The organism is Verrucosispora sp. WMMA2044 (genome assembly GCF_027497155.1).
GTDB lineage: Bacteria > Actinomycetota > Actinomycetes > Mycobacteriales > Micromonosporaceae > Micromonospora > Micromonospora palythoicola.
The window spans coordinates 2,226,596-2,251,180 of sequence record NZ_CP114913.1 but is presented as its reverse complement, the minus strand read 5'-3'; the positions used below and the strand labels follow the sequence as shown (position 1 = coordinate 2,251,180).

Genomic DNA, 24,585 nt, shown 5'->3' with positions numbered 1-24,585 from the left:
CGGCCGCACACCCGCCGCCGCGCTGTGATCCAATGGCCGGTGGAGGCGTTCAGGCGGCTGGTGCCCCTCCCGGTCTTCAAAACCGGTGTGGTCCGGGATCCGGGCCAGGCGGGTTCGATTCCCGTCCGTCTCCGCCAGGCTGCGAGGAGATGAACCGATGGGCGACGGCGGCGCCGACCCGCGGCGCCGGGTGCCGCGTACCGATGTGTTGCTGGCCGAGCCGGCGCTGGTCGCGGCCGCCGTCGCGGTCGGCCGTGACCGGGTGCGCAGCGCGGTGCGGCAGGCGCAGGAGCGGGCCCGCCGGGGGGAGATCGACCCGACCGGGGTACGCGACGCCGCGCTGGCCGCGTTGCCGCCGCCGGTGCCGCGGGTGGTGCTGAACGCCACCGGGGTGGTGCTGCACACCAATCTCGGGCGGGCCGCTCTCTCCGAGGCCGCGCTGGCCGCGGTGACCGCCGCCGCCGGGTACACCGACGTGGAGTTGGATCTGGGCACCGGGCGGCGGGCCCGCCGTGGCCGGGACGCGGTGGACGCGCTCGCCGCCGCCGTACCCGCCGCTGAGGCGGTGCATGTGGTCAACAACGGTGCCGCCGCGCTGGTGCTGGCGGCCACCGCGCTCGCCGCCGACGCCGAGATCGTGGTCAGCCGGGGTGAGCTGGTGGAGATCGGCGACGGCTTCCGGCTGCCTGACCTGCTCACCAGCACCGGCGCCCGGCTGCGGGAGGTGGGCACCACCAACCGGACCACCCTCGCCGACTACGCCGCCGCCGTCGGGCCGCGTACCGGCTTCGTGTTGAAGGTGCACCCGTCCAACTTCCGGATCACCGGTTTCACCTCGGCCGTGCCGGTGCGGCGGCTGGCCGGGCTCGGTGTGCCGGTGGTCGCCGACATCGGCTCCGGGCTGCTCGTACCCGACCCGCTGCTGCCGGACGAACCGGATGCCGCGAGCACCCTGCGCGCCGGGGCGGCGCTGGTCACCGCCAGCGGCGACAAGCTGCTGGGTGGTCCGCAGGCCGGGCTGCTGCTCGGCACCGCCGACCTGGTCGAGCGGTTGCGCCGGCACCCCCTGGCGCGGGCGTTGCGGGTGGACAAGCTGACCCTGGCCGCCCTCGCGGGCACCCTCGGTGACCAGGACACCCCCACCCGTCGGGCGCTGCACGCCGACCCGGTGGTGCTGCGTGAGCGGACCGAACGGCTGCGCGACGCGCTCGCCGCCGAGGGTCGCAAGGGTGAGGTGGTGCCGTCGGTGGCGGTGGTCGGTGGTGGCGGTGCACCCGGCGTCGAGCTGGACTCGTGGGCGCTGAGCCTGCCGGAGCGGTACGCGGGCCCGCTGCGGGTCGGCGACCCACCGGTGCTGGGTCGGGTGGTCCGTGGCCGGCTGCTGCTCGACCTGCGGTGCGTGCCCGAGCGGGCCGACGGGCTGCTGCGCGCGGCGGTGCTGGCCGTGTCGGGGGACGACTGACCATGCTGGTGGTGGCCACCGCCGGGCACGTCGACCACGGCAAGTCGACGCTGGTGCGGGCGCTGACCGGGATGGAACCGGACCGTTGGGCGGAGGAACGCCGCCGGGGCATGACCATCGACCTCGGGTTCGCCTGGACGGCGCTGCCGTCGGGTCGTACCGTCGCGTTCGTCGACGTGCCGGGGCACGAGCGGTTCGTGCCGAACATGCTGGCCGGGGTGGGTCCGGTGCCGGCCGCCGTGGTGGTGGTCGCGGCCGACGAGGGTTGGATGCCGCAGTCCGCCGAGCACCTGGCAGCCCTGGACGCGCTCGGTGTCGGGTACGGCCTGCTGGTGGTGACCCGGGTGGACCTGGCCGATCCGGCGGCGGCCCTGGCCCGGGCCCGGTCGGAGCTGGCGGGGACCTCGCTCGCCGCGGTCGAGGCGGTGCCGGTCAGTGCCGTGACCGGCACCGGCCTGCCCGAGCTGCGGGCCGCGCTGGACCGGTTGGCCGACCGGATGCCGACCCCGGTGCCCGACGGCCCGGTGCGGCTCTGGGTGGACCGCTGTTTCACGGTGCGGGGCAGCGGCACCGTCGTGACCGGCACCCTGGGTGCGGGGCGGCTGCGCGTCGGCGACCAACTGGAGTTGGCCGGCAGCGGCGAACCGGCGCGGGTCCGGGGCCTGCATCGGCTCGGTGCCGCCTGCGACGAGGCCCTGCCGGTGGCCCGAGTGGCGGTGAACCTGCGGGGCGTGGCCCGCGACCGGGTCAGCCGCGGCGACGCGCTGCTCACCCCGGGTCGGTTCCGCCCCACCGACCTGGTCGACGTACGTGTGGCCGGTGTCGCGGTGACTGAGCTGCCGGTGACGCTGACGCTGCACGTCGGTTCGGCCGCGGTGCCGGTGCGGATCCGTCCGCTGGGGTCGGACACCGCCCGGTTGCGGCTGAGCCGCCCGCTGCCGCTGCTGGTGGGGGAGCGGGCGTTGCTGCGTGATCCGGGCCGCCGCTACGTAGCCGGCGCGGTCACCGTGCTCGACGTGCTGCCGCCGCCGTTGGCGCGTCGGGGCGCCGCGGCGGCCCGGGCGGCGGTGCTGGCCACCCTGGACGGCCGTCCCGATCTCGCCGGTGAGCTGGGCCGCCGCGGTCTGGCCCGGGTCGGCGACCTGGCCCGGGCGGGCGTGCCGGTGACCCGGACGCCGGTGGCGGGTGACTGGCTGGCCGATCCGGATCACTGGCGGCGGTTGGGCGATCGGCTGGCCGTGGCGGTGGCCGAGCACGCCGCCGCGCATCCGCTGGCGGCGGGTGTCCCGGTCGAGCAGCTACGCCGGCAGCTCGACCTGCCCGACCGGTTGCTTGTCGAAGCGCTGGTCCGGTCGCCGCTGCGGCTGGTCGCCGGTCGGGTGGTGGCCACCGGCACGGCGGCGCTGCCCGAGCCGGTGGCGCGCGCGTTGGCCCTGGTGGGCGAGGACTACGCGGCGCACCCGTTTCGCGCTCCCGACGCCGCGCGGCTCGCCGCCGTCGGGTTGGGTGCCCGGGAGATCGGTGCGGCGGTGCGGGCCGGGGCGCTGCTGCGGCTGACCGGTAACGTGCTGCTGCCGCCCGGCGCGCCGCAGCAGGCGGTCCGGGTGCTGAGCGGGCTGCCGCAGCCGTTCACCCTCAGTGCCGCCCGGCAGGCGCTCGACACGACCCGCCGGGTGGCGGTGCCGTTGCTGGAGTTGCTGGACCGGCGGGGACTGACCCGGCGACTGCCGGACGACGCCCGGGTCGTGGTGGTGGATTGAGCGCATCGTCGCCCCGGACCGGGCCCGGACACCTACGGTGACGGCATGGACCCCTCCGCGGTCTGGCGGGACCGGCAGCACCGGTGGCGGATCGAGGCGTACCGGGCGCCGGACCTGCGGTTCGCCGTCTACGCGACGAACGGCACCACCGAGTCCGCGCCGCTGTGGCTGTTCGGCATGTCGGCGTTGGCCCGGTGGCTGATGAGCCACAAGATCTCCCTCGACGATCTGGAGGTCGACTGAACGCTCCCTCCTGCGGGGGACATAATGCCGCAAAACCACCAATCGGGTCTGGTGGCGCGTACGGTGCCGACTGTGAAGGACCGAGGCATCCGGAAGTTCCTCGCGGTGCTCGCCGGCCTCGCCGTCATCTACTTCGGCACCACCGGCCGGTCGCCGGAGGAGGGGCGCGGTCTCTCCGGCGGGCTGGTGGTGCTGGCGTTGCTGGCGTCGTTGCTGGTGTGGTATCTGACCAGGCCCGGCGGTGACGCGGCGAAGTGACGGCGCTCAGCGGGTGGCGGCGGCGCGGCTGATCTGCCCGGCCGACTCCTCACCGAGGGCGACCCGGACCAGTGCCGAGGCGAGCCGACCGAAGTCGACGTCGTCGACGAGCCGGGCCAACCGGTCCGTGGTGGCCGGCAGACCGAGCCGTCGGGCCCCGGCCACCGCCCGTCGGTCGGCGTACGGGCGCAGCTCCGGCCAGACCGACTGCACCTCGCGCAGGAAGATGTCCGCCCCGGTGGGTCCGATGCCGGGGAGCTCGGTGAGCAGCCGACGCAGCTGCCTCGGCTCGCCGGCCGCCTCCCGGTGCAGCCGGCGCAGGTCGCCGTGCCAGCGGTCCAGACAGAGCCGGGCGCCGGAGCCGAGCATCGTGGCGGTCCGCTCGTCGTAGCGGCGGTAGTGGCCGCGACCCAGTGCGTCGACCCGTTGCTGCCAACTGGCGGCCTCCATGGCCTGCGGGGTGCGGTAGCCGGCCGCGAAGAGTTCCCGGGCCGCCGCCACCCCGACCTGCGCCCTGATCCGGGTGCTGAGCAGCGTGACCAGCACCAGCAGCTGGTACAGCGGCGCCGGCCGGTCGGCCAGCGCGATGCCGGCCTCCTCGGCGTACGTGCGGCGGGTCAGCAGGGCCCGCGCCAGCGCCCGTTGGTCGCCCATCCTCGGGGTGTACCCACCGGCGGCACGGTTAGCCCTCGCCGGGCCGACCGTGCCGGAATGCCGCCGACGGGGGCGGGTAAGCCGCAGGTGAACGCGGCAGCGCGCCGCGTACCGGCGAAGGGAGAGCACCGTGACGAACCCGCAGCAGCAGGAACTGCGGCGCAACGCCCTCGGTGAGACCAGCCAGGACAACAAGGGCCCCGATCCGGTGGGCCATCCCCGTAACCGTGGCTCGTCGCCGGGCGACACCGGCCGTCCGGTGCCGCACGGTCAGGTGTCGCCGTACGGTCCGAGCGGTCAGCCGGTCGCCGAGGACGACAGCGACCACTAGCCGGACCGGTCCTACCTCGACGGCCGCAGCCGGTTCCAGGTGGCTGCGGCCGTCAGCCCGAAGGCGAGGTGCGGGCCGATGTCGGCGAGCCAGTCGACGCGGCGCCAGGTGCGCGGATCGGTGACGCCGAGCAGGGTCAGCGATCCGTCCGACAGGGTCATCACGCCTCCGCCGAGCAGGACGGCAGCCCGCAACAGCGGCTGTCGACGGCCCCGGGTCAGCAGGGCGAAGCCGACGGCGGCGGCACCGACGGCGTAGCCCATCAGCGCACCGAGGCCGCTGCGCCGGTTGTCCGCCTGTTGCGGCGCTCCCAGGGACAGATGGGCGATGCGGGCCACCTTGCCGGCGCTGCGCTCCGGGGTCTGGCTGGCCGGCCGGGCCCGGGCCGTCATGTCCAGGTAGGTCGCGATGTTGAGCGCGGTGGTGCCGACGGCCCCGGCGATGAGGCCGTCGGTCAGGTCGTTCGCCCTCACTTCTTCGGATCTCCGGGCTCGCGGTTGCCCTTCGGTCCGTAGGCGCGGTCGCCCCGCACGACCCCGCGCCGGCCCCGGTCCTCCCGCAGGATCCGGTTCGCCGCCTCGTCGGCCTTCTGGTCCGGGGTGCGTCGGCCCGAGCCGTCGATGGCGTTGCGCAGGCGGGCACGCTGCTTGTCGTAGGCGTTGCTGCCGGGTCGAGGTCCGGGCATCACTGTCTCCTTTGTTCGGCGCCTCGTCGCCGCGGCGGCGGTGGCCGGTTCGGTCGTGGCCGTGGCGTCGGCTGGCCGCCGGTGGCGGACGCGCCCCGTCTACCCGCCTGAACCGCCGTCAACCGTGCCGGCCGGTCGGTGGGGGCCGCGTACCACCGCGACCGGACAGTGGCTGTGGTGCAGCAGTGACTGGCTCACCGAACCCAGCAGCAGCCCGGTCACCTCACCACGCCCCTGTCCACCGACCACCATCAGTTGCGCCTGGCGGGAGGCGTCGGTGAGGACCCGCGCGGCGCGACCTCGCACCGATCTGCGGGTGATCTGCACCTCGGGGTACCGCTCGGTCAGCCCGGCGATGGACTCGGCCACCGCGCGGTCCTCGTCGGCCCGCAACTCGGACTCGTCGTACACCAGCGGCTGCATGTCACCCGGACCGGTGGACACCGGATGCCGGTATGCGTGCAGCGCGAGCACCGCGGCGCCGCGCAGCGCGGCCTCCTGGACGGCGAACTCCACGGCCCGGCGGGACAGCTCCGAACCGTCCACCCCGACCACGACCTCGCCGTCGGCGCGCGACGTGCCGCGCGCCACCAGCACCGGACAGTCGGCGTACGCGGCCAACTTCACTGCGACCGAGCCGAGCACCAGCGCCGCGAATCCACCGCCGCCGCGGTCACCGAGCACCACCATCGCCGCGGCGGGCGCCTCGGCGAGCAACACGGCCGTGGCCTCACCGTCGACGATCTCGCCGGTGACCCGGAGCCCCGGCGCGGTCGCCTCGGCCTCGTCGACGGCGGCGGCAACCAGTTGCTCCGCCCGTGCTCGCAGACCCCCGTCGGGGCCGCTCTCCGTGGCCGGACGGACGGGGGAGTGCAGCGTCGGCCAGATGAAGGCGTGCACCACCCGCAGCGGTCGGTCGCGGTGGGCGGCCGCCGTGGCGGCAAGTCGTAGCGCGGCGCGGGCGGGCTCGGAGCCATCCACGCCGACCACCACCGCCGCGCCGCTGTCCGAGGTCACCGTCGCCTCCCGTGCTCGGTCGTCATCGGGACCGGTCCCGGTCAGTATCGCCGTCCCCCGGTGGCCAGCGGGGCGATACCGCCGAGGGAGCTCAGGTCGGTACGCTTGCGGCCGGCGAAGGAGCGTCGTCGATGGTGGATCCCGACGGGTGCTGTGACCGGTCGGGATGGTCCTGCTCGACCGGGCGATCGACTACGACACCGAGGAAATCGCCGCGTGTCGGCAGGCGCTGGCGAAGCGGGGCCTTCGTTCCCGACGCGTCCGGCGGGTCCGTCCGCTCCGCTGCCCGGCCGGTGGGTGCACGGCATCGTGCCGGTGACCCGCCGGCGTGCGCGGGCCCGCCGGCGCGGGTGGCAAAGGCGTTCCACGGCGCTGTCACCATGCGGTCGGCCGGGTGACCATGCGTGGACCCACCTCCGTATGATGCTTGCCCCAGAGCAAGTAATTTTCGGAGGATGGTCATGGCGGATGCGCCCACAGGGATCTCCCGCGCCCTGCGCGAGGCCCCGCCCGACCGCGTGGTCGAAGCCGCCGACCTGGCCATCCGGTCGGCGCTCGGTGCGTCGGGCACCGCCGTGTACATCGCCGACTACCGGATCAGCGGGTTGTGGCCGGTGCTCGACTCCCGCCAGGTCGGCGCGGGCGGCCCGGACGTCCAGGGTACGGTGCAGCGCTGCTTCAGCAGCCAGCAGCCGGTCCGGGAGTCCGGTGAGGACGGGCGGTGCCGCATCCACCTGCCGCTGACGGTGTGGGGTGAGCGGCTCGGCGTGCTCATGGTCGAGGTGGCCGGCGAACCGACGGAGACGATGGTGCGCGCGGCGGTCGACATGGCCGGGGATCTGGCCATGTCGCTGCGGGCCGCCGACCGGGAGACCGACCGCTACCGGCGGGCCCGGCGGCGGGAGCGGCTGAGCATGGCGGCGGAGTTGCAGTGGGAACTGTTGCCGGGGCGCAGTGTCAGCCACGACTCGTTCCAACTGGCGGGTCAGCTCGAACCGGCGTACACGGTGGGTGGTGACCACTTCGACTGGTCCCTGGACGAGGGTCGGCTCACCGTCACCGTGCTCAACGGCGACGGTATCGGGCTGGCCGCCGCGCTGTTGACGGCGGTGACGGTGAACGCGATGCGCAACGCCCGTCGCTCCGGTGGCGGCCTGGTGGAACAGGCCGAGCTGGCCTCCGACACGGTCTACTACCAGCATCGGGGCGATCGGCACGTGGCCACGCTGCTGCTCGAACTGGATTGTGCCAACGGACGGGTGCGGGCGGTGGACGCCGGCTCACCACATCTGGTGCGGGTGCGGGGCGGCGCGGTGTCCCGGGTCGCCCTGGAACAGCAGCTACCGCTGGGCATGTTCGGCGAGACCCGGTACGACCTCCAGGAGTTCGACCTCGACCCGGGGGACCGGTTGTTCGTCGTCTCCGACGGGGTGTGGGCGGCGGATCCGAGCGGCCGGGAGACCTACGGCGAGCGGGCGATGGCCCGGGCGATGCGGGCCACACGGTTGCAGCCACCGACCGAGGCGGTTGGTACGGTGATGCGCGAGTTGCAGAGCTTCCACGCGGACGCCGACCTGCGCGACGATGCGGTTGTCGTCTGCCTGGACTGGCGTGGCTCGGCCGGCCGGGATCAGGTGTGACCGACCCGTGGTGCGGGTCGGTGTGGGCAGCGGAACGATCGCAGGGGACATCGGGTGGAGCGACCGGAGCTCAGCGCGGCGATCGACGCGGCCGCCGAGGCGCTGGTGGGCGTGCTCGACTCGGCCGTCCACCGGCACCGGCTCGCGGTGTCGCCGACCCAGCTACGGGTGCTGTCCCTGCTCAGGGTCCGCCCGGAGACCAACGTCAACGGGCTGGCCGAGCTGCTGGACGTGGTGCCCTCCTCGGCCAGTCGGCTCTGTGACCGGCTGGAGGCGATCGGGCTGGTGCGCCGCACGGTCGACCCCCGGGATCGTCGGGAGGTGCGCCTGGCCCCGACCGCCGCCGCCGAGGTGCTGCTGGAGGAGGTGCGTTGTCGCCGGCACGAGGCGGTGCGGGCCGTCCTGGAACGGATGCCGGTGCGGGGGCAGCAGGAGCTGCTAGGGGCGCTTGTGGCTTTCGGGCAGGCGGCGACGACGGCGCAGAGCGCGGCTACCCGAAGCACCTGACCCCAGTATCCTAGGACGCCTTACGCGCAGTGACCCCGGTCACAGTGGTCGACCAGCAGCCGGCACGCCGCCTCTGGGCAGCGGAAGCACGGCGACCGCCCGCTATAGTGGCAGCGCATTCGGCCGGCCGGTGATCATCGACGATGGACGGCCGGGCAGGAATCACAGGGGGCGCCGGCAGCAGCCGGCTGGATACGCGTACGACGCCGCGCGGCGGACCAGGGCCGCGGTGCCCGAGCGCGTCGCGGAGGAGGTTCGGTGTCGGGTCGGGCGGAGCGACCGCAGGCCCGCGGCGGCGACGACCGGGTGCTTACCTGGCCGAACCTGATCAGCTTCGTCCGTCTGCTGGGTGTGCCCCTGTTCCTCTTCCTGTTCCTGGTGGCTCGCGCCGACGTCGCCGCGATCGTGGTGCTGGCCGTCGGCGGCACCAGCGACTGGGTGGACGGCTGGATCGCCCGGCGGCTGGGACAGGTCAGCCGGCTGGGTGAACTGCTCGACCCGCTCGCCGACCGGCTCTACATCCTCGCCACCCTCATCGCGTTCACCGCCCGTGAGGTGGTGCCGTGGCAGTTCACCGCCGCGCTGCTGGCGCGGGAGCTGCTGCTGCTGGGCTCGCTAGGCGTGCTGCGGCGGCACGGCTACGGGCCGCCGCCGGTGCACTACGTCGGCAAGACGGCCACCTTCCTGCTGCTGGCCGCCTTTCCGATTTTGCTGCTGGCCGCCGTGGTTCCGGCGGTCGCGGCGGCCGGTGGCGCGATCGGCTGGGCGCTGGCGTGGTGGGGTCTGGTGCTCTACTGGATCGCCGGTGTGCTGTACGTGATCCAGGCCCGGCAGTTGGTGCGGGCGGTACGCGATCGGCAGGAAACGGTGGCATGAGCGCGCGGCGGCGAGCAGACCATCAACTCAGCGCCCTGCTGTCGCACGGGGGAGGGCCGTCATGAGCGACGATCCCGGTCAGAGCCGGCGTGGGCCGAGGGGCTTCACCCCGGACTTTCTCACCGAGTTGTTCCGTAATCCCTTGGATCCGGGCTACGCCGACGCGGCGGCTCGACGGGCGAAGACCGGCCGTGCGGCCCGGTCGGGCTGGTCGGTGGGGCCGATCGGCCTGGTGGTGGTCGTGCTGCTCGGGTTCCTGTTCGCGGTGGCCTACCGGCAGACGGTGGCCGAGGAGCCGGGTCGTGCGCAGGCCCGCTCCGGCCTGGTGGCGCAGATCAAGCAGCGGCAGGTTGAGACCGACGCGCTGTCGACCCGAGCCGAGGAGCTGCGCGAGGAGGTCAACCGGCAGCGGGAGGCGGCGTTGGGTGGTTCCCACGCGGCCCGGTTGCGGGAGCTGGAGGCGAGCACCGGCCTGGGGCGGGTGCGCGGTGACGGTGTGGTGGTGGAGTTGGCGGACGCGCCGGCTGGTCAGGACGCGCTCAGCGGCACCGACGCCGGTCCGGCGCAGGTGATCTACCTTGATCTGCAGAGCGTGGCGAACGACCTGTGGGGGGCCGGTGCCGAGGCGATCGCGATCAACGGGCAGCGGTTGACCTCGACGTCGACGATTCGTTCCGCGGGTCAGGCGATCCTTGTCGACTTCCGTCCGGTGACCGGGCCGTACGAGGTGAGCGCGATCGGACCGGACGGCATGCGCGAGCGGTACGAGGCCAGCGGGAGCGCGTTGACGATGCGCCAGGTGGCGAAGGTGACGGGGGTCTCCTTCGCGGTGCGCGACGCCGACGACCTCACGCTGCCCGCTGCTCCGGAGCCGCGGCTACGCTACGCGGAGCCCGCGGTGAGTCCGAGTGTGTCGTCGTCGGGTGCAGACGAGTCGTCCGGCTCGGGTACGTCCCCCAGTCCCTCCGGAGGTGGTCGATGATCGCGGTGCTGGCCCTGTTGGCCGGTGTGCTGCTCGGGCTGTGGCTTGATCCCACGGTGCCGGCGGCGTTGCAGCCGTACCTGCCGATCGCGGTGGTGGCCGCGTTGGACGCGGTGTTCGGTGGGGTTCGGGCGAAGCTTGACCGCATCTTCGACGACAAGCAGTTCGTGGTGTCGTTCATCTCGAACGTGCTGGTGGCCGCGCTGATCGTGTATCTGGGTGACCAGTTGGGGGTGGGTGGTCAGTTGTCCACCGGTGTGGTGGTCGTGTTGGGGGTTCGTATCTTCGGCAACGTGGCGGCGATCCGTCGGCACCTGTTCCGGGCGTAGGTTTGTGGCGTGAGTGACGAGCACACGCAGACGGGTACGGGGTGGCCGCAGCCGGCGGAGCCGGCGCGGCCGGACGGCCCGGCGGGGGAGCCGGATCCGCGTCCGGAGGCGCCGGATCCGGACGAGTTGAGTCCGTTGTCGCCGCAGGGGCACCCGCCGGAGGAAGAGGAGCCGTCGGCCGCGCCGGACGGGTCGGTGTCGGCGGAGCCCGCCGAGGCGGCCGCGGTGGTGCCGCCGTGGCGGCGGTTGAGTTCCGCCGCGGTGATGATCGTGGTGTTGCTGGGGCTGCTGGGGTTCACTCTGGCGGTGCAGTTGAAGATGACGACGACGGATTCGTCGTTGGCGGCGGCGCGGCAGGAGGACCTGGTCCGGATTCTGTACGACCTGGAGGCGCGGGAGATCCGGTTGCGGCAGGACATCGCCGCGTTGGAGGAGAGCCAGCGGCAGTTGCGTTCGGGTGAGCAGGGGCGTCAGGCCGCGTTGGAGGAGGCGACCCGGCGGGCGGACGAGTTGGGCATTCTGGCGGGTACGTTGCCGGCGCGGGGTCCGGGTCTGACGGTGCGGTTCCAGGCGGGGGCGAAGCCGATCTCGGCGGTGCGGGTGCTGGACGCGGTGCAGGAGTTGCGGGGTGCCGGGGCGGAGGCGATGCAGATCTCCGGTGGTGATCGGGCGACGGTGCGGATCGTGGCGTCGACGTATTTCCTGAACGGGGAGGGCGGGTCGTTGATCGTGGACGGGCGTCCGTTGACGGGGCCGTTCACGATCACCGTGCTGGGCGACCCGGCGACGATGCGTACGGCGCTCAACATTCCTGGTGGGGTGGTCGCGTCGGTGGCCGGTGACGGCGGTAACGTGATCGTTGAGGAGCGTGAGGTTGCCGAGGTCTCGGCGCTGCACGATCCCCGCCCGCTGGAACATGCCCGTCCGGTCTCCTGAAGGTCGGCGGGGCCGGCACCGGTTGGTCCGGTGTCGCGATGGATGAGGACGCTGCTGGTGATTCCTGAGGATCTGCGTTACACCGCCGAGCACGAGTGGGTGGCTGCCGCGGACGGTGGGGCCGTTCGGGTGGGCATCACCCATTTCGCGCAGGATGCTCTTGGCGACATCGTGTATGTGCAGTTGCCGGAGGCGGGTGCGGCGGTGGCGGCCGGTGAGTCGTTGGGTGAGATCGAGTCGACCAAGAGTGTGTCGGAGCTCTACGCCCCGGTGGCCGGGACGGTGTCGGCGCGCAACGAGGCGTTGGTCGACACGCCCGAGGTGATCAACAGTGATCCGTACGGCGCGGGTTGGTTGGTGGAGATCGCGGTGTCGGATCCGGCGGCGGTGGACGCGCTGTTGAGCGCGGACGCGTATCGCGAGTTGACGGAGAGCTGAGCTTTTGTGCTGTGCGGGCGGGGCGGTGTGTGCCGCGCGTCCGGTTGCCCTGTTTTTCGGCGCTGGCTAGGCTCGCCCAGTCGACCGAGAACCCATTAGTTGAGCGTCGCGGACAGCCTTTCGGGGCACGGAGAGCCAGCCGCCGGGTGGATGAGAGCCCGGCGGCCAGACCCGCCGTCTCCCGACGCCGACCGAAACAGATTCCGTGAGGTGGTCCCCATGACTCGCCCAGGCGACGAGTTCCCCCCGCTCGACGTCACGTCGACGCTCAATCTCGGTTCGCTCGAGGAAGCGCTGGAGGGGCCGGACACCGATGTGGTGCCGAGCCGGATGTCCGGTTCGCTGCCGCCGGGGATGGCACTTCTGGTGGTCCGGCGGGGGCCGAACGCGGGTGCCCGGTTCCTGTTGGATCATGACGTGACGACCAGTGGGCGGCATCCGGACAGTGACATCTTTCTCGACGATGTGACGGTGTCGCGTCGGCACGCGGAGTTCCACCGGGATGGTGGGACGTTCACGGTGCGGGACGTGGGCAGTTTGAACGGCACGTACGTGAACCGGGAGCGGGTCGAGGCGGCGACCTTGAGCAACGGTGACGAGGTGCAGATCGGTAAGTTCCGGGTGGTGTTCATCGCCGGTCCGCGCCCGGAGGGTGAGGCCGGCCGGGGGTGAACGAGCCTGCGGCCTCCAGGCCGTCCGGGGTGGGTGGCGCCCCGCCGTTGATGAGTATCGGCGAGGTGCTGGCCCAGTTGCGGGCGGATTTTCCGGACGTGACGATTTCGAAGTTGCGGTTTCTTGAGGCTGAGGGCCTGGTGGAGCCGCAGCGTACGGCGGCGGGTTACCGGAAGTACGGCTGGGACGATGTGGCGCGGTTGCGGTTCGTGCTGACCGCGCAGCGGGATCAGTATCTGCCGTTGCGGGTGATCCGTGAGCAGTTGGCGCGCTGGGACACCGACGGTGAGGTGCCGGAGGGGTCGCGTCCGGCGTTGGTGGCGGTGGGGCCTGACGGTGCGGTGCCGGGTCGTGGTGCGGCGTCGGCGGTCGAGTCGGCGCAGGTCCGGTTGGATCGTGCCGAGTTGGTGGCGCGTAGTGGGCTGGACGAGTCGACGTTGGGTGAGTTGGAGCGGCTCGGCCTGGTGGTGTCGGATCCGCCGGGGTGGTATGACGGCGATGCGTTGATCATCGCGCGGGCGGTGGCTGGTCTGGCCGCGTACGGGTTCCAGCCGCGGCATCTGCGGGGTTATCGGACGGCGGCCGATCGTGAGGTCGGTTTGTTCGCGCAGTTGGTGGCGCCGTTGGTGCGGCAGAGTGATCCGGCGGCGCGGGCGCGGGCGGCGGAGACGGCGCGGGAGTTGGTGGCGTTGTCGCAGCAGTTGCATGCGGCGTTGGTGCGGGTGGGTTTGCGCTCGACGTTGGGGCGGTGAGGTGCGTGTGCGTGCTGATCGGCCGGTTCGTGAGTGGCGTAGGCTTGCGGGGGTAACCCCTCTTCTGGCGCGGGCGTGGGTGCGTGCAGCGCATGAGACGGCCGTGTCGCGGTCCGTGTACCGTGCAGGGAAGGGCGCGGTGCGGCGTAGGTGACAACGACACGGAGGCGGCGGTGCGCGAGCTGAGCGTGGTCGGGGTTCGGGTTGAGTTGCCCAGCAACCAGCCGATCGTCCTGCTCAGGGAGGTCGAGGGGGACCGCTATCTGCCGATCTGGATCGGCGCGGTCGAGGCGACGGCGATCGCTTACGAGCAGCAGGGTGTCAAGCCGGCGCGCCCGTTGACCCATGATCTTCTGCGGGATGTGTTGGCGGCGTTGAAGGCGCCGTTGCGGGCGGTGGAGATCACCGAGTTGAAGGAGAACGTGTTCTTCGCTGATCTGTTGATCGGTGATGGGGTGCGGGTCTCGGCTCGGCCGAGTGATTCGATCGCATTGGCGTTGCGGGTGGGTGCGCCGATTCGTTGTGCCGAGCAGGTCCTCAGCGAGGCGGGGATCGTGATTCCCGACGAGCAGGAGGACGAGGTGGAGAAGTTCCGGGAGTTCCTGGATCAGGTGCGCCCGGAAGATTTCGCCGGCTGAGAGGTTCGGCCCTGCCGGTGTCGGTGGGAAGGCCGTGTGGGCGGTGACTGTCGGTTATGGTGATGGTCATCGCTGTCGATGCGCGGCGTGTCGCGACGGTTTCTCCGTGGTAACTCCTGGCGGTCGCTATAGGGTTGCCGTGTCGAGGGGTGCGCGTTCCGGAAGTGGCGTGGCACCGCACTGACGGGGAGGTTGTCCGGATGTACGAGCCGCGGGATTCCGATCAGGGTGCGGTGTCGGGTGAGCCGGGTGGGATGCCCGGGTCGGCAACTGACGGTGACGGTGCGGTGGGGTACCGGGGTGTGACGGCGTGCCACGCGGTGGGGATCAGTTACCGCCAGCTGGATTACTGGGCGCGTACGGCTCTGGTGGTGCCGAGTGTGCGGGACGCCTCGGGTTCGGGCACCCAGCGGTTGTACTCGTTTCGCGACCTGGTGGTGTTGAAGGTGGTGAAGCGGCTGCTGGACGCCGGGGTGTCGCTACAGAACATCCGCAAGGCGATCGAGGCGTTGCGGTCGCGTGGCGTGGCGGATCTGGCCGGCATCACGTTGATCTCTGATGGGACGACGGTGTACGAGTGTCGTTCGCCGGAGGAGGTGGTCGACCTGTTGCAGGGCGGCCAGGGGGTGTTCGGCATCGCGATCGGTGGCGCGTTCAAGGAGATCCAGGGTTCGTTGTCGCATCTGCCGGCGGAGCCGGCGGCGGTGTCGGTGGAGCCGGGTCCGGCTGAGGTTGCCGAGGGCGGCGCGGTGGGCGACGAGTTGGCCGCGCGGCGGGCCCGGCGGCGGGCGGGTTGAGTCGGTCCACTGTGGTGTCCCGCGGTCGCGCTGCCGCTGGTGACGTTGTCCCGTCGGTCCGGGGTGTGCACTCTCGGTGAGGGCGTTGGTGTCCCGGGGTGACGATCCTGGGTGGGTTTTGTGACTCTTCGTGTCTGGTTGTTGTCGGGAATCCGATGGGTCGGCGGTAACGGGGCGGGCGGGGCACGCTATCGTCCGACACGGTCTGTCGGCCGTCGCTGCCGTGGGGTGGTGGAGACGTCGGCGGGTTGTCGTCGCGTGCGCTGACGCCGCGCGTCCCCTCACGACGGAAGGAAACAACCGTGACGGTTACCGAAGAGACCGCTCCGGTCTCGCACTACGAGCGCATCGGCGGGGCGGCGGCGGTGAAGGCCGCTGTCGAGCTGTTCTACGACCGGGTGCTCGCCGATCCGGAGCTTGCCGGCTACTTCGCCGAGGTGGACATGGCGGGGCAGCGGCGGCACCTGGCGTTGATGCTGGCGGTGGTGCTCGGTGGTCCGAACGAGTACACCGGCCGGGACCTGGCGTCGGCGCATCAGCCGTTGAACATCCCGGTGGCGCACTACGTCAAGGTGGGTGAGCATCTGACGGCGACGTTGACGCAGCTGGGTGTGCCGGGTGACATCATCGCCGACGTGCAGGCGGTGCTGGCGCAGGTGCAGGACCAGGTGGTGGCCGGCGGGGACCAGGCGGGCGCCTGAGCGTGGACGTGCCCCGGCTCAAGCAGAGCTGGTCGCTGGTCGCCGCGCACGGCGACCAGGTGCCGCTCTACTTCTATTCGACGCTGTTCCTGGCGTATCCGGAGACCCGGCAGATGTTCCCGACCAACATGGCGGGGCAGCGGGATCGGCTGGTGACCGCGCTCGGGCACATCGTGTCCCAGGTGGACCAGGTGGACCGGTTGGTGGGTTTCCTGCAGGATCTGGGCGTCGACCACCGTAAGTTCGCGGTGCGGGCGGAGCATTACCCGGCGGTGGGTGAGGCGTTGCTGGCGACGCTGCGGCATTTCCTCGCCGACCAGTGGACCGACGAGTTGGCGCAGGACTGGACGGCGGCGTACGGGCTGGTGGCGCAGGTGATGACCGAGGCGGCGCAGGCCGCTGAGGCGACGAGTCCACCGTGGTGGGCCGCGGAGGTGGTGGGGCACGAGCGGCGGGCGTTCGACGTGGCGGTGCTGACGTTGCGTCCGCAGTATCTGTTGCCGTTCACCGCGGGTCAGTCGATCGGGGTGTCGCATCCGGCGGTGCGGTCGTGGCGGTACTACTCGCCGGCGAACGCGCCACGCGCGGACGGCACCGTCGAGTTGCATGTTCGGGCCGCGCCGGGTGGCGCGGTGTCGTCGCGGCTGGTGTACGGATGTGCCGTGGGTGACCAGGTGCATCTGGCCGCTCCGGTGGGTGATGGGTTGACGTTGCGGGCGGCCGGTTCGGCGGATCTGCTGCTGTTGGCCGGTGGTACCGGTTGGGCGCCGTTGAAGGCGTTGGTGGAGCAGGTGGCCGCGGAGGGTTCCCGGCGTCGGGTCGACGTGTACGTGGGGGCGCGTTCGCGCAGTGAGTTCTACGACGGTGACGCGTTGGAGAAGTTGACCGCCTCGTATCCGTGGTTGTCGGTGACGCAGGTGGTCGGGTTGGACCTGAACCGGCCGGGGGAGTTCGTGTATCCGGTGGACCGGGCGCTGGCCGACGGTGACTGGCGGTCCCGGCATGTGTACGTGTGTGGTTCCGACGAGATGGTGTCGCACACGGTGGCGATTCTGACCCGGTCCGGCTTCCACGCCGGGCAGGTGCATCACGAGGGCCTGGGTAGGCAGTGGTACGGCCCCTCGTGGCGGACGGCGGTGGGAGGCCCCGCTGTCTCTGACGATTCCGGAGGTGCCCGGTGAGTGAGCCTCGTGGCCGCGAGTGGCGGGCCGGTGCGGTGAGTGGCGTCCCGGTCGGCAGGTACGACGGTGGGCAGGTCACCACTGGTGCGCAGGTGCGGATGACCGCCGACCGGGTGCGCCGGTGGGAGTTCGGGTCGTCGTCGTTCGGGCGGCGCGGGTACGACCAGAACGACGTGGACCGGTTCCGGGTGCAGGTGGCCGATGAGTTGGATCTGCTGTCGACGCAGGTGGCGAACCTGCGGGCGGAGAACGAGCGGCTCAACGACCATGTGGAGTTGCATCGTCACGGGGTGATTCCGAGTTCGGAGCCGGCGTCGAAGGTGCCGGCGGCCAAGGAGGTGAATCTGCTCTCGGCGGCGCAGCGGGAGGCCGAGCAGATCATCGCGCAGGCGCACGACTACGCGCGGCGGGTCGCCGAGTATGCCCGTACCCAGTACGAGAGCTATGTGCGGGCGGCGGTGGAGGAGGCCCGTCAGGAGGCGGAGCGGGCGGTGCAGGACTACCACGTGGCGGCGGGACCGACGTTCGACGACGGAGTGGCCGCGCGGGAGGCACTGCGGATCTACGGCGAGATGATGATCTCGCACATGCAGGCGGCGGCGCGGCATCTGGACGACGGCAGTGAGCAGTTGTCCCGGACCATGGAGCGCATCGGCGCGCAGCCGGCGGCCGCCGGTGCGGCGACGGCCCGGTCGTTGCCTCGGCATCAGCAGCGCTGACGCGAGCCCCGTCCGGCGGTGCCCGGCTCGCCGTGGGTGCCACCGGCGGTGGCGGTTTCACCGCCGGTGGCGTTCGTCGCTGACGGTGGTGCTGGGGCACGATGGGTGGGTGCAGGAGCTGATCGAGCCGTTGGCGGGTCTGGTGGCCGCCGGTGGGGTGGTGGTGCTCAGCGGCGCCGGGTTGTCCACCGAGTCGGGCATTCCCGACTATCGGGGGCCCAGTGGGGTCGCGCGCCGGCACACGCCGATGACGTACCAGACGTTCCTGGCCGACGCGGTGGCGCGTCGGCGGTACTGGGCGCGCAGTCACCTGGGGTGGCGGGTGATCGCCGGGGCCGAGCCCAACGACGGGCACCGCGCGGTGGCCCGCCTGCAGCGGGGTGGGCTGGTGACGGGGATCATCACGCAGAACGTCGACGGGTTGCACTCGGCGGCCGGTAGCCGTGACGTGACGGAGTTGCACGGGCGGCTCGACGAGGTGGTCTGTCTGGGGTGCCGGCGTCGTACGTCGCGGGCGGAGGTCGACGGGCGACTGCGGGCGGCCAATCCCGCGTTCGGCGCCCACGCCGTCGAGGTCAACCCGGACGGTGACGTGGATCTCGCTGACGCTCAGGTGGCGGCGTTCCGCACGGTCGACTGTTCGGCCTGCGGTGGGCTGCTCAAGCCGGACGTGGTGTTCTTCGGTGAGACGGTGCCGGCGACGCGGGTGCAGTCGTGTTTCGCCCTGGTGGAGCAGGCTCGGCTGCTGCTGGTGCTGGGGTCGTCGTTGACGGTGATGTCGGGGCGCCGGTTCGTGATCCGGGCGGCGAAGCGGAACGTGCCGGTGGTGATCGTGAACCAGGGGCCGACCCGTGGCGACGGGTACGCGTGCCTGCGGGTTCCGGCACCGTTGGGGCGGGTGTTGCCGGCGGTGGCCGACCGGCTGCTCGGCGCCGGCACCGTCGACGGTGCCGGCGGTGCCGAGTCCGGTCGGCGGGTGAGCGGGGGCAGGTCAGGGGGTTCGGTGCGGGCCGTCGGGCACGCTGGTAGCGTTGATCGCGCCGGTAGCACCGACGTGGGAGAGACCGCCTGGCGATCACCGGGGCGGCGCCGAAGGGGCAAATCCTCCCCGGAACCTCTCAGGCAGAAGGACCACGTCGGGTCAGGCACTGTGGAGCGCCCGCGGGTGTGACAGAGGGGGAGGGCCGACCTGTCGACCCCCCGCCCGTGCAGGAGCGCCCATGACCGCCGAGCAGTTCGCCGACCGTCACATCGGTCCCGGTCCCGACGACGAGCGCCGCATGTTGGACACCGTCGGGTACGCCTCGATCGACGAGTTGATGGACGCGGCGATTCCCGAGGTGATCCGCTGGCACGGCCGGCTGGACCTGCCGCCGCCGGCCAGCGAACCGGACGCCCTGGCGGAGTTGCGGGCCCTGGCGGCCCGTAACACGGTCGCCGTGTCCATGATCGGGTTGGGGTATCACGGCACCCACACCCCGGCGGTGATCCGCCGTAACGTGTTGGAGAATCCGGCCTGGTACACGGCGTACACGCCGTATCAGCCGGAAATCAGCCAGGGTCGGCTGGAGGCGCTGCTGAACTTCCAGACCATGGTGTCGGATCTGACGGGCCTGGCGACGGCCAACGCGTCGATGCTCGACGAGGGCACCGCGGCGGCGGAGGCGATGACCCTGGCGCGGCGGGCGTCGAAGGCCGGCAGCCGGGTGTACGTGGTCGACGCCGATGCCCTGCCGCAGACCATCGCGGTGCTCGCCGGTCGGGCGGAGCCGCTCGGCATCGAGGTGCGGGTGCTGGACCTGGACGTCGAGCCGTTGCCGGCGGAGTTCTTCGGTCTGCACCTGCAGTACCCGGGGGCGTCCGGCGCGGTGCGCGACCACGCCCCGCTGGTGCAGGCCGCGCACGCGGCCGGTGCGCTGGTGACGGTCGCGGCGGACCTGTTGGCGTTGACGCTGCTGCGGCCGCCGGGGGAGATCGGCGCGGACATCGCCGCGGGCACCACCCAGCGGTTCGGGGTGCCGATGGGCTTCGGTGGGCCACACGCCGGCTACCTGGCGGTGCGGGCCGGGCTGGAGCGGATGTTGCCGGGCCGGCTGGTCGGGGTGTCCCGGGACGCGGCCGGCGCAGCGGCGTACCGGTTGGCGTTGCAGACCCGTGAGCAGCACATCCGGCGGGAGAAGGCGACGAGCAACATCTGCACCGCGCAGGTGCTGCTGGCGGTGATGGCCGGCATGTACGCCGTCTACCACGGTCCGGACGGGCTGCGGGAGATCGCGGCCCGTACCCACCGGATGGCGGCCCGGCTGGCCGCCGGGCTGCGTGCCGGTGGCGTCGAGGTCACCGACGTCGCGTTCTTCGACACGGTGACCGCGCGGGTGCCGGGTCGGGCCGCGCAGGTGGTCGCCGAGGCGCGGCGGCGTGGGGTGAACCTGCGGCTGGTCGACGCCGACCGGGTCGGTGTCTCCTGCGACGAGACCACGACGGTCGAGCAGGTGGCGGTGGTGTGGGCGGCGTTCGGTGTCGACGGCGTCGACGGACAGGTGCCCGAGGCGGTGCCGGCGGCGTTGGCCCGCACCAGTGACTTCCTCACCCATCCGGTGTTCCGCACCCACCGGTCGGAGACGTCGATGCTGCGGTACCTGCGGCGGCTGGCCGATTTCGACTACGCCCTGGACCGGGGCATGATCCCGTTGGGGTCGTGCACGATGAAGCTGAACGCCACCACCGAGATGGAGCCGGTGAGCTGGGCCGAGTTCGCGAACATCCACCCGTTGGCGCCGGCGGAGCAGACCGCCGGCTACCGGGAACTGGTCGGCAAGTTGGAGGAGTGGCTGGCGGAGGTGACCGGCTACGACGCGGTCAGTGTGCAGCCCAACGCCGGTTCGCAGGGTGAACTGGCGGGGCTGCTGGCGATCCGGGCGTGGCATCGCAGCCGGGGTGAGCGGCACCGCGACGTGTGTCTGATCCCGTCGTCGGCGCACGGCACCAACGCGGCCAGCGCGGTGATGGCGGGGATGCGGGTGGTCGTGGTCGGCTGCGACGCCGACGGCAACGTCGACCTGGTGGACCTGGACGCGAAGATCGACGCGCATCGGGACACCCTCGCGGCGATCATGGTGACGTATCCGTCGACGCACGGGGTGTACGAGACGGGTATCGCGCAGTTGTGCGCGAAGGTGCACGACGCCGGCGGGCAGGTGTACGTCGACGGGGCGAACCTCAACGCGCTTGTCGGGTTCGCCCGGCCCGGCCGGTTCGGGGCGGACGTGTCGCACCTGAACCTGCACAAGACGTTCTGCATTCCGCACGGCGGCGGTGGGCCGGGGGTGGGTCCGGTGGCGGTGCGGGCGCATCTGGCGCCGTTCCTGCCGGGTGATCCGGCCGGCGCCCCGGTGGACGGGCGGCCGGCGATCGCGGCGGCCCGCTACGGGTCGGCGGGGATCCTGCCGATCCCGTGGGCGTACCTGCGGATGATGGGTGCCGACGGCCTGGCGCGGGCGACCGGGGTGGCGGTGCTGGCGGCCAACTACGTGGCGGCGCGGCTGCGGGAGCATTTCCCGGTGCTGTACGCGGGCAACAAGGGCCTGGTCGCGCACGAGTGCATCCTGGATCTGCGGCCGGTGACGAAGGCGACCGGGGTGAGCGTCGACGATGTGGCCAAGCGGCTCATCGACTACGGGTTCCACGCGCCGACGATGTCGTTCCCGGTGGCGGGGACGTTGATGGTGGAGCCGACCGAGAGCGAGGACCTGGCCGAGCTGGACCGGTTCTGCGACGCGATGATCGCGATCCGGGCGGAGATCGACAAGGTGGGTTCGGGTGAGTGGCCGGCCGGGGACAACCCCCTCGCGAACGCGCCGCACACGGCGGCGATGGTCGGCGGCGACGACTGGCCGCACCCGTACCCCAGGTCGGTGGGTGCGTGGCCGGCCGGGGTGGACCGGGAGGGGAAGTACTGGCCGCCGGTGCGTCGGGTCGACGGCGGGTACGGCGACCGGAACCTGGTCTGCTCGTGCCCGTCACCGCAGGCCTACGAGAGTTGACCGGTCCGGTGCCGCGCCGACCTGGTCGTGGCGGTCCCTGACCGGGGGACTAGCCTGGGTCGGCGCGGGAAAGACGTCGTGACGGACCGTTACGGCGCCTCAGGCGGCGAGGGCGTGTCGGGCGGGGCCTCGGTGCGGTGCGATGCTGCTGCCGTCGGGCAGCAGCTCGCCGGTGTCCTCGAAGACGATGACTCCGTTGCAGAGCAGGCTCCAGCCCTGTTCACGGAAGCAGGCGATGACCCTGGCGGCTTCCCGGTCGGTGGCTTCGGCGGAGGGACAGGTGGGTTGGTGCTGGCACATCGGGTTCTCCGGACTGTGGGGGCACTGTGTCATGGTTCACATGACCAGTGACGCACAGTACCAAGCGGAAGCGCGCCGCATCGACCGGATGTCCGCGTGGTGCGCGGGAAATCCGCTGAACGGATGAGCATGAACCGCCCAGACGTCGTGGAAGCGCTCCCACGGATGGCTGTCGATCCGCCCGCGGTTCCCGCGTCCTGCCGCGGCCGGCTCGTCGAACGGGCCCGCTGGCAGTGGCGCCCCGCCGACGGCGGCGACCCGGCCGCGTACGCCGAACAGTTCCTCGCCGAGCACGGCCTGCACCTGCACAACCTGGCCCGCCCGGCACGCCACCACCACCGGCACGGCGTCTGCGGGGCCGCCCTCTACGTGTCCGCCGCCGCCGCAGCCCTGCTGACCGGCGGCGCACCCGGCGCACCCAACCCCGCCGACCTGCCCGAGGTGGCCGTCGTCGTCTACGGCCACACCGAGGCGGCCCCGACGCGGCCCGACCCGCCGACGTCATGGTGGCGCGGCGCCTGGACCGAGAGTTGGAGCCCACGCCAGCACGCCGAGGCGGTCACCGCGATCCGCGAGGCCATCGGCCGAGGCGAGGTCTACCAGGTCAACCTCGTCGGACACGCCAGCGCCCCCCACACCGGCGACCCGATCCCCGCCCTGGCCCGCCTCGGCCGGCTGCCCGGAGCCCGCTACGGCGGCGTCCTCACCGGCCCCGGCTGGGCCATCGGCTGCGCCAGCCCGGAAACCCTCGTCGAGGTCCACGGCGGCACCCTCACCACCCGACCCATCAAAGGCACCCGACCGGCCACCACCGCCGGCCGCGTCGACCTGCTCACCTCCGCCAAGGAACGCGCCGAACACATCATGATCGTCGACCTGGAACGCAACGACCTGGCCCGCGTCGCCCGCACCGGCAGCGTCCGCGTCGACGAACTGTTCGCCGTACGCCGCTGGTGCGACCTGTGGCAGGCCGAATCCACCGTCCGCGCCGAGGTCGCCGACGGACTCGGCCTGGCCGACCTGCTACGCGCCGTCTGCCCCGGCGGCTCGGTCACCGGCGCCCCGAAACTCGCCGCCCTCGACCACATCGCCGCCCTCGAACCCGTCGGCCGCGGCGCCGCCATGGGCGCCCTCGGCTGGATCGGCCCCGACCACATCGACCTCGGCCTGACCATCCGCACCGCCGCCGTCGACGCCACCGCCGTACACGTCTGGGCCGGCGGCGGCATCACCTGGGACAGCGACCCCGCCGCCGAGGTCGCCGAAGCCGCCGCCAAGACCGCCCCGGTACGCGCCGCCCTCCGACGCCCACCTGACGCCACCGCCGGATAACCTTGCCGACATGACGATGCGGGACATCCGAATCATCGGCGACCCGGTGCTGCGCACCCCCAGCGAACCGGTCACCAGCTTCGACACCGAACTACGTGCGCTGGTCACCGACCTGATGGACACCCTGCTCGGCGCACCCGGCCGCGCCGGCGTCGCCGCACCCCAGATCGGCGTCAACGTCCAGGTCTTCGTCTACGACGCCGACGGCCACCGCGGCCACATGGTCAACCCGACGCTGGAGCTGTCCGACGAACTCCACGACGACGACGAGGGCTGCCTGTCCATCCCCGGGCTGTACTTCCCGACCCCCCGCGCGCTGCACGCCACCGCCCACGGCTACGACCAGCACGGCGAACCCCTCACCATCGCCAGCAGCGGCTTCCTCGCCCGAGCCCTGCAACACGAGACCGACCACCTCGCCGGCCGCCTCTACGTCGACACCCTGCGCGGTGAAACCCGCCGCCGCGCCCTACGCGAGATCCGCGCCGGCCGCTTCGACTCCTCCCGCCGCGGCTGAACCAGCCGTCCGCGACTCGTTACGCGCCACGAGCGTGAACTCGCCGTAGTCGGCCACCCGGGTGAACCCCAACCGCTCGTACAACCGCACCGCCACCGGATTGCCCGCCGCCACGTTCAACGTCACATGGTCTACCTCGGCGGCCAACAGCCCACACAGGCGAGCCACCACCGCCCCCGCCAACCCCCGACCCCGCCAGCCGGGCCGGGTCGTCACGTTACCCACCGCCGCCACCCGGTGCGCCGCGGAGACGACATGCACCCCCGCCACCGCCACCAGCAGCCCACCGTCACGAATGCCCACGTACCGGCCGGTGTCCACCATCCGCGGATCGAACCAGTTACCCGGGTAGGCCGCCGCGTACAACTCGTGCAACCGGGGCAGGTCCGCCCGACCCAGCACCTCACCGGCCGGCGTGACCGCCGCCAACCGCCCCCGGTCCGTCAACGCCATCTTCAGATGCGGCCCCGCCGCGGTGACCCGGAACGCGCCACCCAACACCGACTCCAGGCCGGGGGACAGGTGCGCGTACAACCGCGCCGGCAGCACCGGCGCCACCTCACCCAGCAACGCCGCCACCGCACCGACCTGCGCCGGCCGCGCGAACGCCAGCAGCGTCGGCGGCACCGCACCGTGATACAGCAGCACCACCGACTCGCCACGCCGAAACCACGACGTGTACGGCCAGAAGAAGTCGTCCAGATCACCCAACTGATAGGCGTGCAACACCGGATCCCGGCTCAGCAGACCCGCCAGCACGGCCCGGTCGTGTTCCGCACGCACCACCACCCGCCGATGATCACACGCACCGCGCC

General features: G+C 72.3%; 28 protein-coding genes, 1 tRNA gene, 1 pseudogene and 1 riboswitch. Of the genes and pseudogenes, 24 read left to right on the top strand and 6 right to left on the bottom strand.

The genetic code is table 11. The features are described 5' to 3' along the window. Positions 1 to 41: 41 nt before the first annotated feature. The 5 genes from O3597_RS10150 to O3597_RS10130 all read left to right on the top strand — a co-directional run bounded on the left by O3597_RS10150 (position 42) and on the right by O3597_RS10130 (position 3,723). Positions 42 to 137: transfer RNA gene (locus tag O3597_RS10150), tRNA-Sec, on the top strand. 20 nt (positions 138 to 157) lie between these two features. Next, positions 158 to 1,462, top strand: coding sequence for an L-seryl-tRNA(Sec) selenium transferase (gene selA, locus O3597_RS10145; RefSeq protein WP_281603957.1), 1,305 nt, complete (start codon positions 158 to 160; stop codon positions 1,460 to 1,462). Between the two features lie 2 nt (positions 1,463 to 1,464). Further along, entirely contained in the window at positions 1,465 to 3,222 is a 1,758-nt protein-coding gene (gene selB / locus O3597_RS10140) for a selenocysteine-specific translation elongation factor (RefSeq protein ID WP_281603956.1), read from the top strand. Positions 3,223 to 3,267: 45 nt separating this feature from the next. Further along, positions 3,268 to 3,465, top strand: a complete 198-nt coding sequence (locus O3597_RS10135) for a hypothetical protein (protein WP_093402430.1) — start codon at positions 3,268 to 3,270, stop codon at positions 3,463 to 3,465. A 72-nt stretch (positions 3,466 to 3,537) separates the two neighbouring features. After that, positions 3,538 to 3,723 (top strand): hypothetical protein, encoded by a 186-nt coding sequence (locus O3597_RS10130; protein WP_164449908.1) that lies wholly within the window; start codon positions 3,538 to 3,540, stop codon positions 3,721 to 3,723. A 6-nt stretch (positions 3,724 to 3,729) separates the two neighbouring features. Here O3597_RS10130 and O3597_RS10125 read toward each other — a convergent pair whose 3' ends face one another. Beyond that, complete coding sequence (locus O3597_RS10125; RefSeq protein WP_281603955.1) at positions 3,730 to 4,377, bottom strand: hypothetical protein; 648 nt, start codon at positions 4,375 to 4,377, stop codon at positions 3,730 to 3,732. Between the two features lie 130 nt (positions 4,378 to 4,507). On the opposite strand from O3597_RS10125, the gene O3597_RS10120 reads away from it, so the two are divergent. Further along, complete coding sequence (locus O3597_RS10120; protein ID WP_164449906.1) at positions 4,508 to 4,708, top strand: hypothetical protein; 201 nt, start codon at positions 4,508 to 4,510, stop codon at positions 4,706 to 4,708. An 11-nt stretch (positions 4,709 to 4,719) separates the two neighbouring features. On the opposite strand, the gene O3597_RS10115 is transcribed toward O3597_RS10120, so the two are convergent. The 3 genes from O3597_RS10115 to O3597_RS10105 all read right to left on the bottom strand — a co-directional run bounded on the left by O3597_RS10115 (position 4,720) and on the right by O3597_RS10105 (position 6,410). After that, a complete protein-coding gene (locus tag O3597_RS10115; protein WP_281603954.1) occupies positions 4,720 to 5,181 on the bottom strand; it encodes a hypothetical protein in 462 nt (153 codons plus the stop codon). Then, positions 5,178 to 5,393 carry a phosphatidylethanolamine-binding protein gene (locus O3597_RS10110; RefSeq protein ID WP_164449904.1) on the bottom strand — a complete coding sequence of 72 codons (216 nt, stop codon included), beginning with the start codon at positions 5,391 to 5,393 and terminating at the stop codon, positions 5,178 to 5,180. The genes O3597_RS10115 and O3597_RS10110 overlap by 4 nt, the downstream gene beginning before the upstream one ends. A 99-nt stretch (positions 5,394 to 5,492) precedes the next feature. Then, positions 5,493 to 6,410, bottom strand: coding sequence for a universal stress protein (locus O3597_RS10105; RefSeq protein WP_281603953.1), 918 nt, complete (start codon positions 6,408 to 6,410; stop codon positions 5,493 to 5,495). Between the two features lie 461 nt (positions 6,411 to 6,871). Here O3597_RS10105 and O3597_RS10100 point away from each other — a divergent pair, with 461 nt between their 5' ends. The 16 genes and pseudogenes from O3597_RS10100 (at position 6,872) to gcvP (ending at position 21,621) form a co-directional block, all read left to right on the top strand. Further along, complete coding sequence (locus O3597_RS10100) at positions 6,872 to 8,050, top strand: PP2C family protein-serine/threonine phosphatase (protein ID WP_164449902.1); 1,179 nt, start codon at positions 6,872 to 6,874, stop codon at positions 8,048 to 8,050. A gap of 54 nt (positions 8,051 to 8,104) precedes the next feature. After that, a complete protein-coding gene (locus tag O3597_RS10095; RefSeq protein WP_281603952.1) occupies positions 8,105 to 8,557 on the top strand; it encodes a MarR family transcriptional regulator in 453 nt (150 codons plus the stop codon). A 258-nt stretch (positions 8,558 to 8,815) separates the two neighbouring features. Continuing rightward, positions 8,816 to 9,433, top strand: coding sequence for a CDP-alcohol phosphatidyltransferase family protein (locus O3597_RS10090; RefSeq protein ID WP_164449900.1), 618 nt, complete (start codon positions 8,816 to 8,818; stop codon positions 9,431 to 9,433). 61 nt (positions 9,434 to 9,494) lie between these two features. Beyond that, on the top strand, positions 9,495 to 10,415 hold the full coding sequence (locus O3597_RS10085) for a DUF881 domain-containing protein (RefSeq protein WP_281603951.1): 921 nt from the start codon (positions 9,495 to 9,497) through the stop codon (positions 10,413 to 10,415). Further along, on the top strand, positions 10,412 to 10,744 hold the full coding sequence (locus O3597_RS10080; RefSeq protein ID WP_093402419.1) for a small basic family protein: 333 nt from the start codon (positions 10,412 to 10,414) through the stop codon (positions 10,742 to 10,744). Before O3597_RS10085 ends, O3597_RS10080 begins: the two co-directional genes overlap by 4 nt. Before the next feature lie 9 nt (positions 10,745 to 10,753). Continuing rightward, positions 10,754 to 11,680: a DUF881 domain-containing protein gene (locus O3597_RS10075; protein ID WP_281603950.1), complete on the top strand. Its 927-nt coding sequence runs from the start codon at positions 10,754 to 10,756 to the stop codon at positions 11,678 to 11,680. Between the two features lie 57 nt (positions 11,681 to 11,737). Then, the gene (gcvH, locus tag O3597_RS10070) at positions 11,738 to 12,118 is read left to right on the top strand and encodes a glycine cleavage system protein GcvH (protein ID WP_164449897.1); all 381 of its coding nucleotides are present in this window, start codon (positions 11,738 to 11,740) and stop codon (positions 12,116 to 12,118) included. Positions 12,119 to 12,337: 219 nt separating this feature from the next. Further along, complete coding sequence (locus O3597_RS10065; protein WP_093402417.1) at positions 12,338 to 12,790, top strand: FHA domain-containing protein; 453 nt, start codon at positions 12,338 to 12,340, stop codon at positions 12,788 to 12,790. A gap of 50 nt (positions 12,791 to 12,840) precedes the next feature. After that, a complete protein-coding gene (locus O3597_RS10060; RefSeq protein WP_269741703.1) occupies positions 12,841 to 13,542 on the top strand; it encodes a MerR family transcriptional regulator in 702 nt (233 codons plus the stop codon). Between the two features lie 173 nt (positions 13,543 to 13,715). Beyond that, complete coding sequence (locus O3597_RS10055; RefSeq protein WP_269741704.1) at positions 13,716 to 14,180, top strand: bifunctional nuclease family protein; 465 nt, start codon at positions 13,716 to 13,718, stop codon at positions 14,178 to 14,180. 200 nt (positions 14,181 to 14,380) lie between these two features. After that, positions 14,381 to 14,977 (top strand): MerR family transcriptional regulator, encoded by a 597-nt coding sequence (locus tag O3597_RS10050; protein WP_164449894.1) that lies wholly within the window; start codon positions 14,381 to 14,383, stop codon positions 14,975 to 14,977. 302 nt (positions 14,978 to 15,279) lie between these two features. Continuing rightward, the gene (locus O3597_RS10045; protein ID WP_164449893.1) at positions 15,280 to 15,678 is read left to right on the top strand and encodes a group 1 truncated hemoglobin; all 399 of its coding nucleotides are present in this window, start codon (positions 15,280 to 15,282) and stop codon (positions 15,676 to 15,678) included. Positions 15,679 to 15,680: 2 nt separating this feature from the next. Next, a complete protein-coding gene (locus O3597_RS10040) occupies positions 15,681 to 16,859 on the top strand; it encodes a globin domain-containing protein (protein ID WP_281603949.1) in 1,179 nt (392 codons plus the stop codon). Beyond that, on the top strand, positions 16,856 to 17,578 hold the full coding sequence (locus O3597_RS10035; RefSeq protein ID WP_281603948.1) for a DivIVA domain-containing protein: 723 nt from the start codon (positions 16,856 to 16,858) through the stop codon (positions 17,576 to 17,578). The genes O3597_RS10040 and O3597_RS10035 overlap by 4 nt, the downstream gene beginning before the upstream one ends. Before the next feature lie 109 nt (positions 17,579 to 17,687). Further along, positions 17,688 to 18,512: pseudogene (locus O3597_RS10030) on the top strand (NAD-dependent protein deacetylase); the annotation flags it as partial. 111 nt (positions 18,513 to 18,623) lie between these two features. After that, positions 18,624 to 18,722, top strand: a riboswitch (glycine riboswitch). 76 nt (positions 18,723 to 18,798) lie between these two features. After that, the gene (gene gcvP / locus O3597_RS10025; protein ID WP_281603947.1) at positions 18,799 to 21,621 is read left to right on the top strand and encodes an aminomethyl-transferring glycine dehydrogenase; all 2,823 of its coding nucleotides are present in this window, start codon (positions 18,799 to 18,801) and stop codon (positions 21,619 to 21,621) included. 99 nt (positions 21,622 to 21,720) lie between these two features. Here the strand turns inward: gcvP and O3597_RS10020 are convergent, their stop codons facing one another. Then, complete coding sequence (locus O3597_RS10020) at positions 21,721 to 21,921, bottom strand: DUF5999 family protein (RefSeq protein WP_093402410.1); 201 nt, start codon at positions 21,919 to 21,921, stop codon at positions 21,721 to 21,723. A gap of 96 nt (positions 21,922 to 22,017) precedes the next feature. On the opposite strand from O3597_RS10020, the gene O3597_RS10015 reads away from it, so the two are divergent. Further along, on the top strand, positions 22,018 to 23,253 hold the full coding sequence (locus tag O3597_RS10015) for a chorismate-binding protein (RefSeq protein ID WP_281603946.1): 1,236 nt from the start codon (positions 22,018 to 22,020) through the stop codon (positions 23,251 to 23,253). Positions 23,254 to 23,263: 10 nt separating this feature from the next. Then, positions 23,264 to 23,770, top strand: coding sequence for a peptide deformylase (def, locus tag O3597_RS10010; protein WP_281603945.1), 507 nt, complete (start codon positions 23,264 to 23,266; stop codon positions 23,768 to 23,770). Here the strand turns inward: def and O3597_RS10005 are convergent. Next, positions 23,723 to 24,559, bottom strand: coding sequence for a GNAT family N-acetyltransferase (locus tag O3597_RS10005; RefSeq protein WP_281603944.1), 837 nt, complete (start codon positions 24,557 to 24,559; stop codon positions 23,723 to 23,725). The genes def and O3597_RS10005 overlap by 48 nt on opposite strands. Between the last annotated feature and the right edge of the window lie 26 nt (positions 24,560 to 24,585).

What these genes read in the sequence shown, in the direction of transcription:
- selA (WP_281603957.1), top strand. Translation starts at nt 158, where the DNA reads ATGGGCGACGGCGGCGCCGACCCGCGGCGCCGGGTGCCGCGTACCGAT.
- selB (WP_281603956.1), top strand. Translation starts at nt 1,465, where the DNA reads ATGCTGGTGGTGGCCACCGCCGGGCACGTCGACCACGGCAAGTCGACG.
- O3597_RS10135 (WP_093402430.1), top strand. Translation starts at nt 3,268, where the DNA reads ATGGACCCCTCCGCGGTCTGGCGGGACCGGCAGCACCGGTGGCGGATC.
- O3597_RS10125 (WP_281603955.1), bottom strand. Translation starts at nt 4,377, where the DNA reads ATGGGCGACCAACGGGCGCTGGCGCGGGCCCTGCTGACCCGCCGCACG.
- O3597_RS10110 (WP_164449904.1), bottom strand. Translation starts at nt 5,393, where the DNA reads ATGCCCGGACCTCGACCCGGCAGCAACGCCTACGACAAGCAGCGTGCC.
- O3597_RS10100 (WP_164449902.1), top strand. Translation starts at nt 6,872, where the DNA reads ATGGCGGATGCGCCCACAGGGATCTCCCGCGCCCTGCGCGAGGCCCCG.
- O3597_RS10085 (WP_281603951.1), top strand. Translation starts at nt 9,495, where the DNA reads ATGAGCGACGATCCCGGTCAGAGCCGGCGTGGGCCGAGGGGCTTCACC.
- O3597_RS10080 (WP_093402419.1), top strand. Translation starts at nt 10,412, where the DNA reads ATGATCGCGGTGCTGGCCCTGTTGGCCGGTGTGCTGCTCGGGCTGTGG.
- O3597_RS10065 (WP_093402417.1), top strand. Translation starts at nt 12,338, where the DNA reads ATGACTCGCCCAGGCGACGAGTTCCCCCCGCTCGACGTCACGTCGACG.
- O3597_RS10060 (WP_269741703.1), top strand. Translation starts at nt 12,841, where the DNA reads ATGAGTATCGGCGAGGTGCTGGCCCAGTTGCGGGCGGATTTTCCGGAC.
- O3597_RS10050 (WP_164449894.1), top strand. Translation starts at nt 14,381, where the DNA reads ATGTACGAGCCGCGGGATTCCGATCAGGGTGCGGTGTCGGGTGAGCCG.
- gcvP (WP_281603947.1), top strand. Translation starts at nt 18,799, where the DNA reads ATGACCGCCGAGCAGTTCGCCGACCGTCACATCGGTCCCGGTCCCGAC.
- O3597_RS10020 (WP_093402410.1), bottom strand. Translation starts at nt 21,921, where the DNA reads ATGTGCCAGCACCAACCCACCTGTCCCTCCGCCGAAGCCACCGACCGG.
- def (WP_281603945.1), top strand. Translation starts at nt 23,264, where the DNA reads ATGACGATGCGGGACATCCGAATCATCGGCGACCCGGTGCTGCGCACC.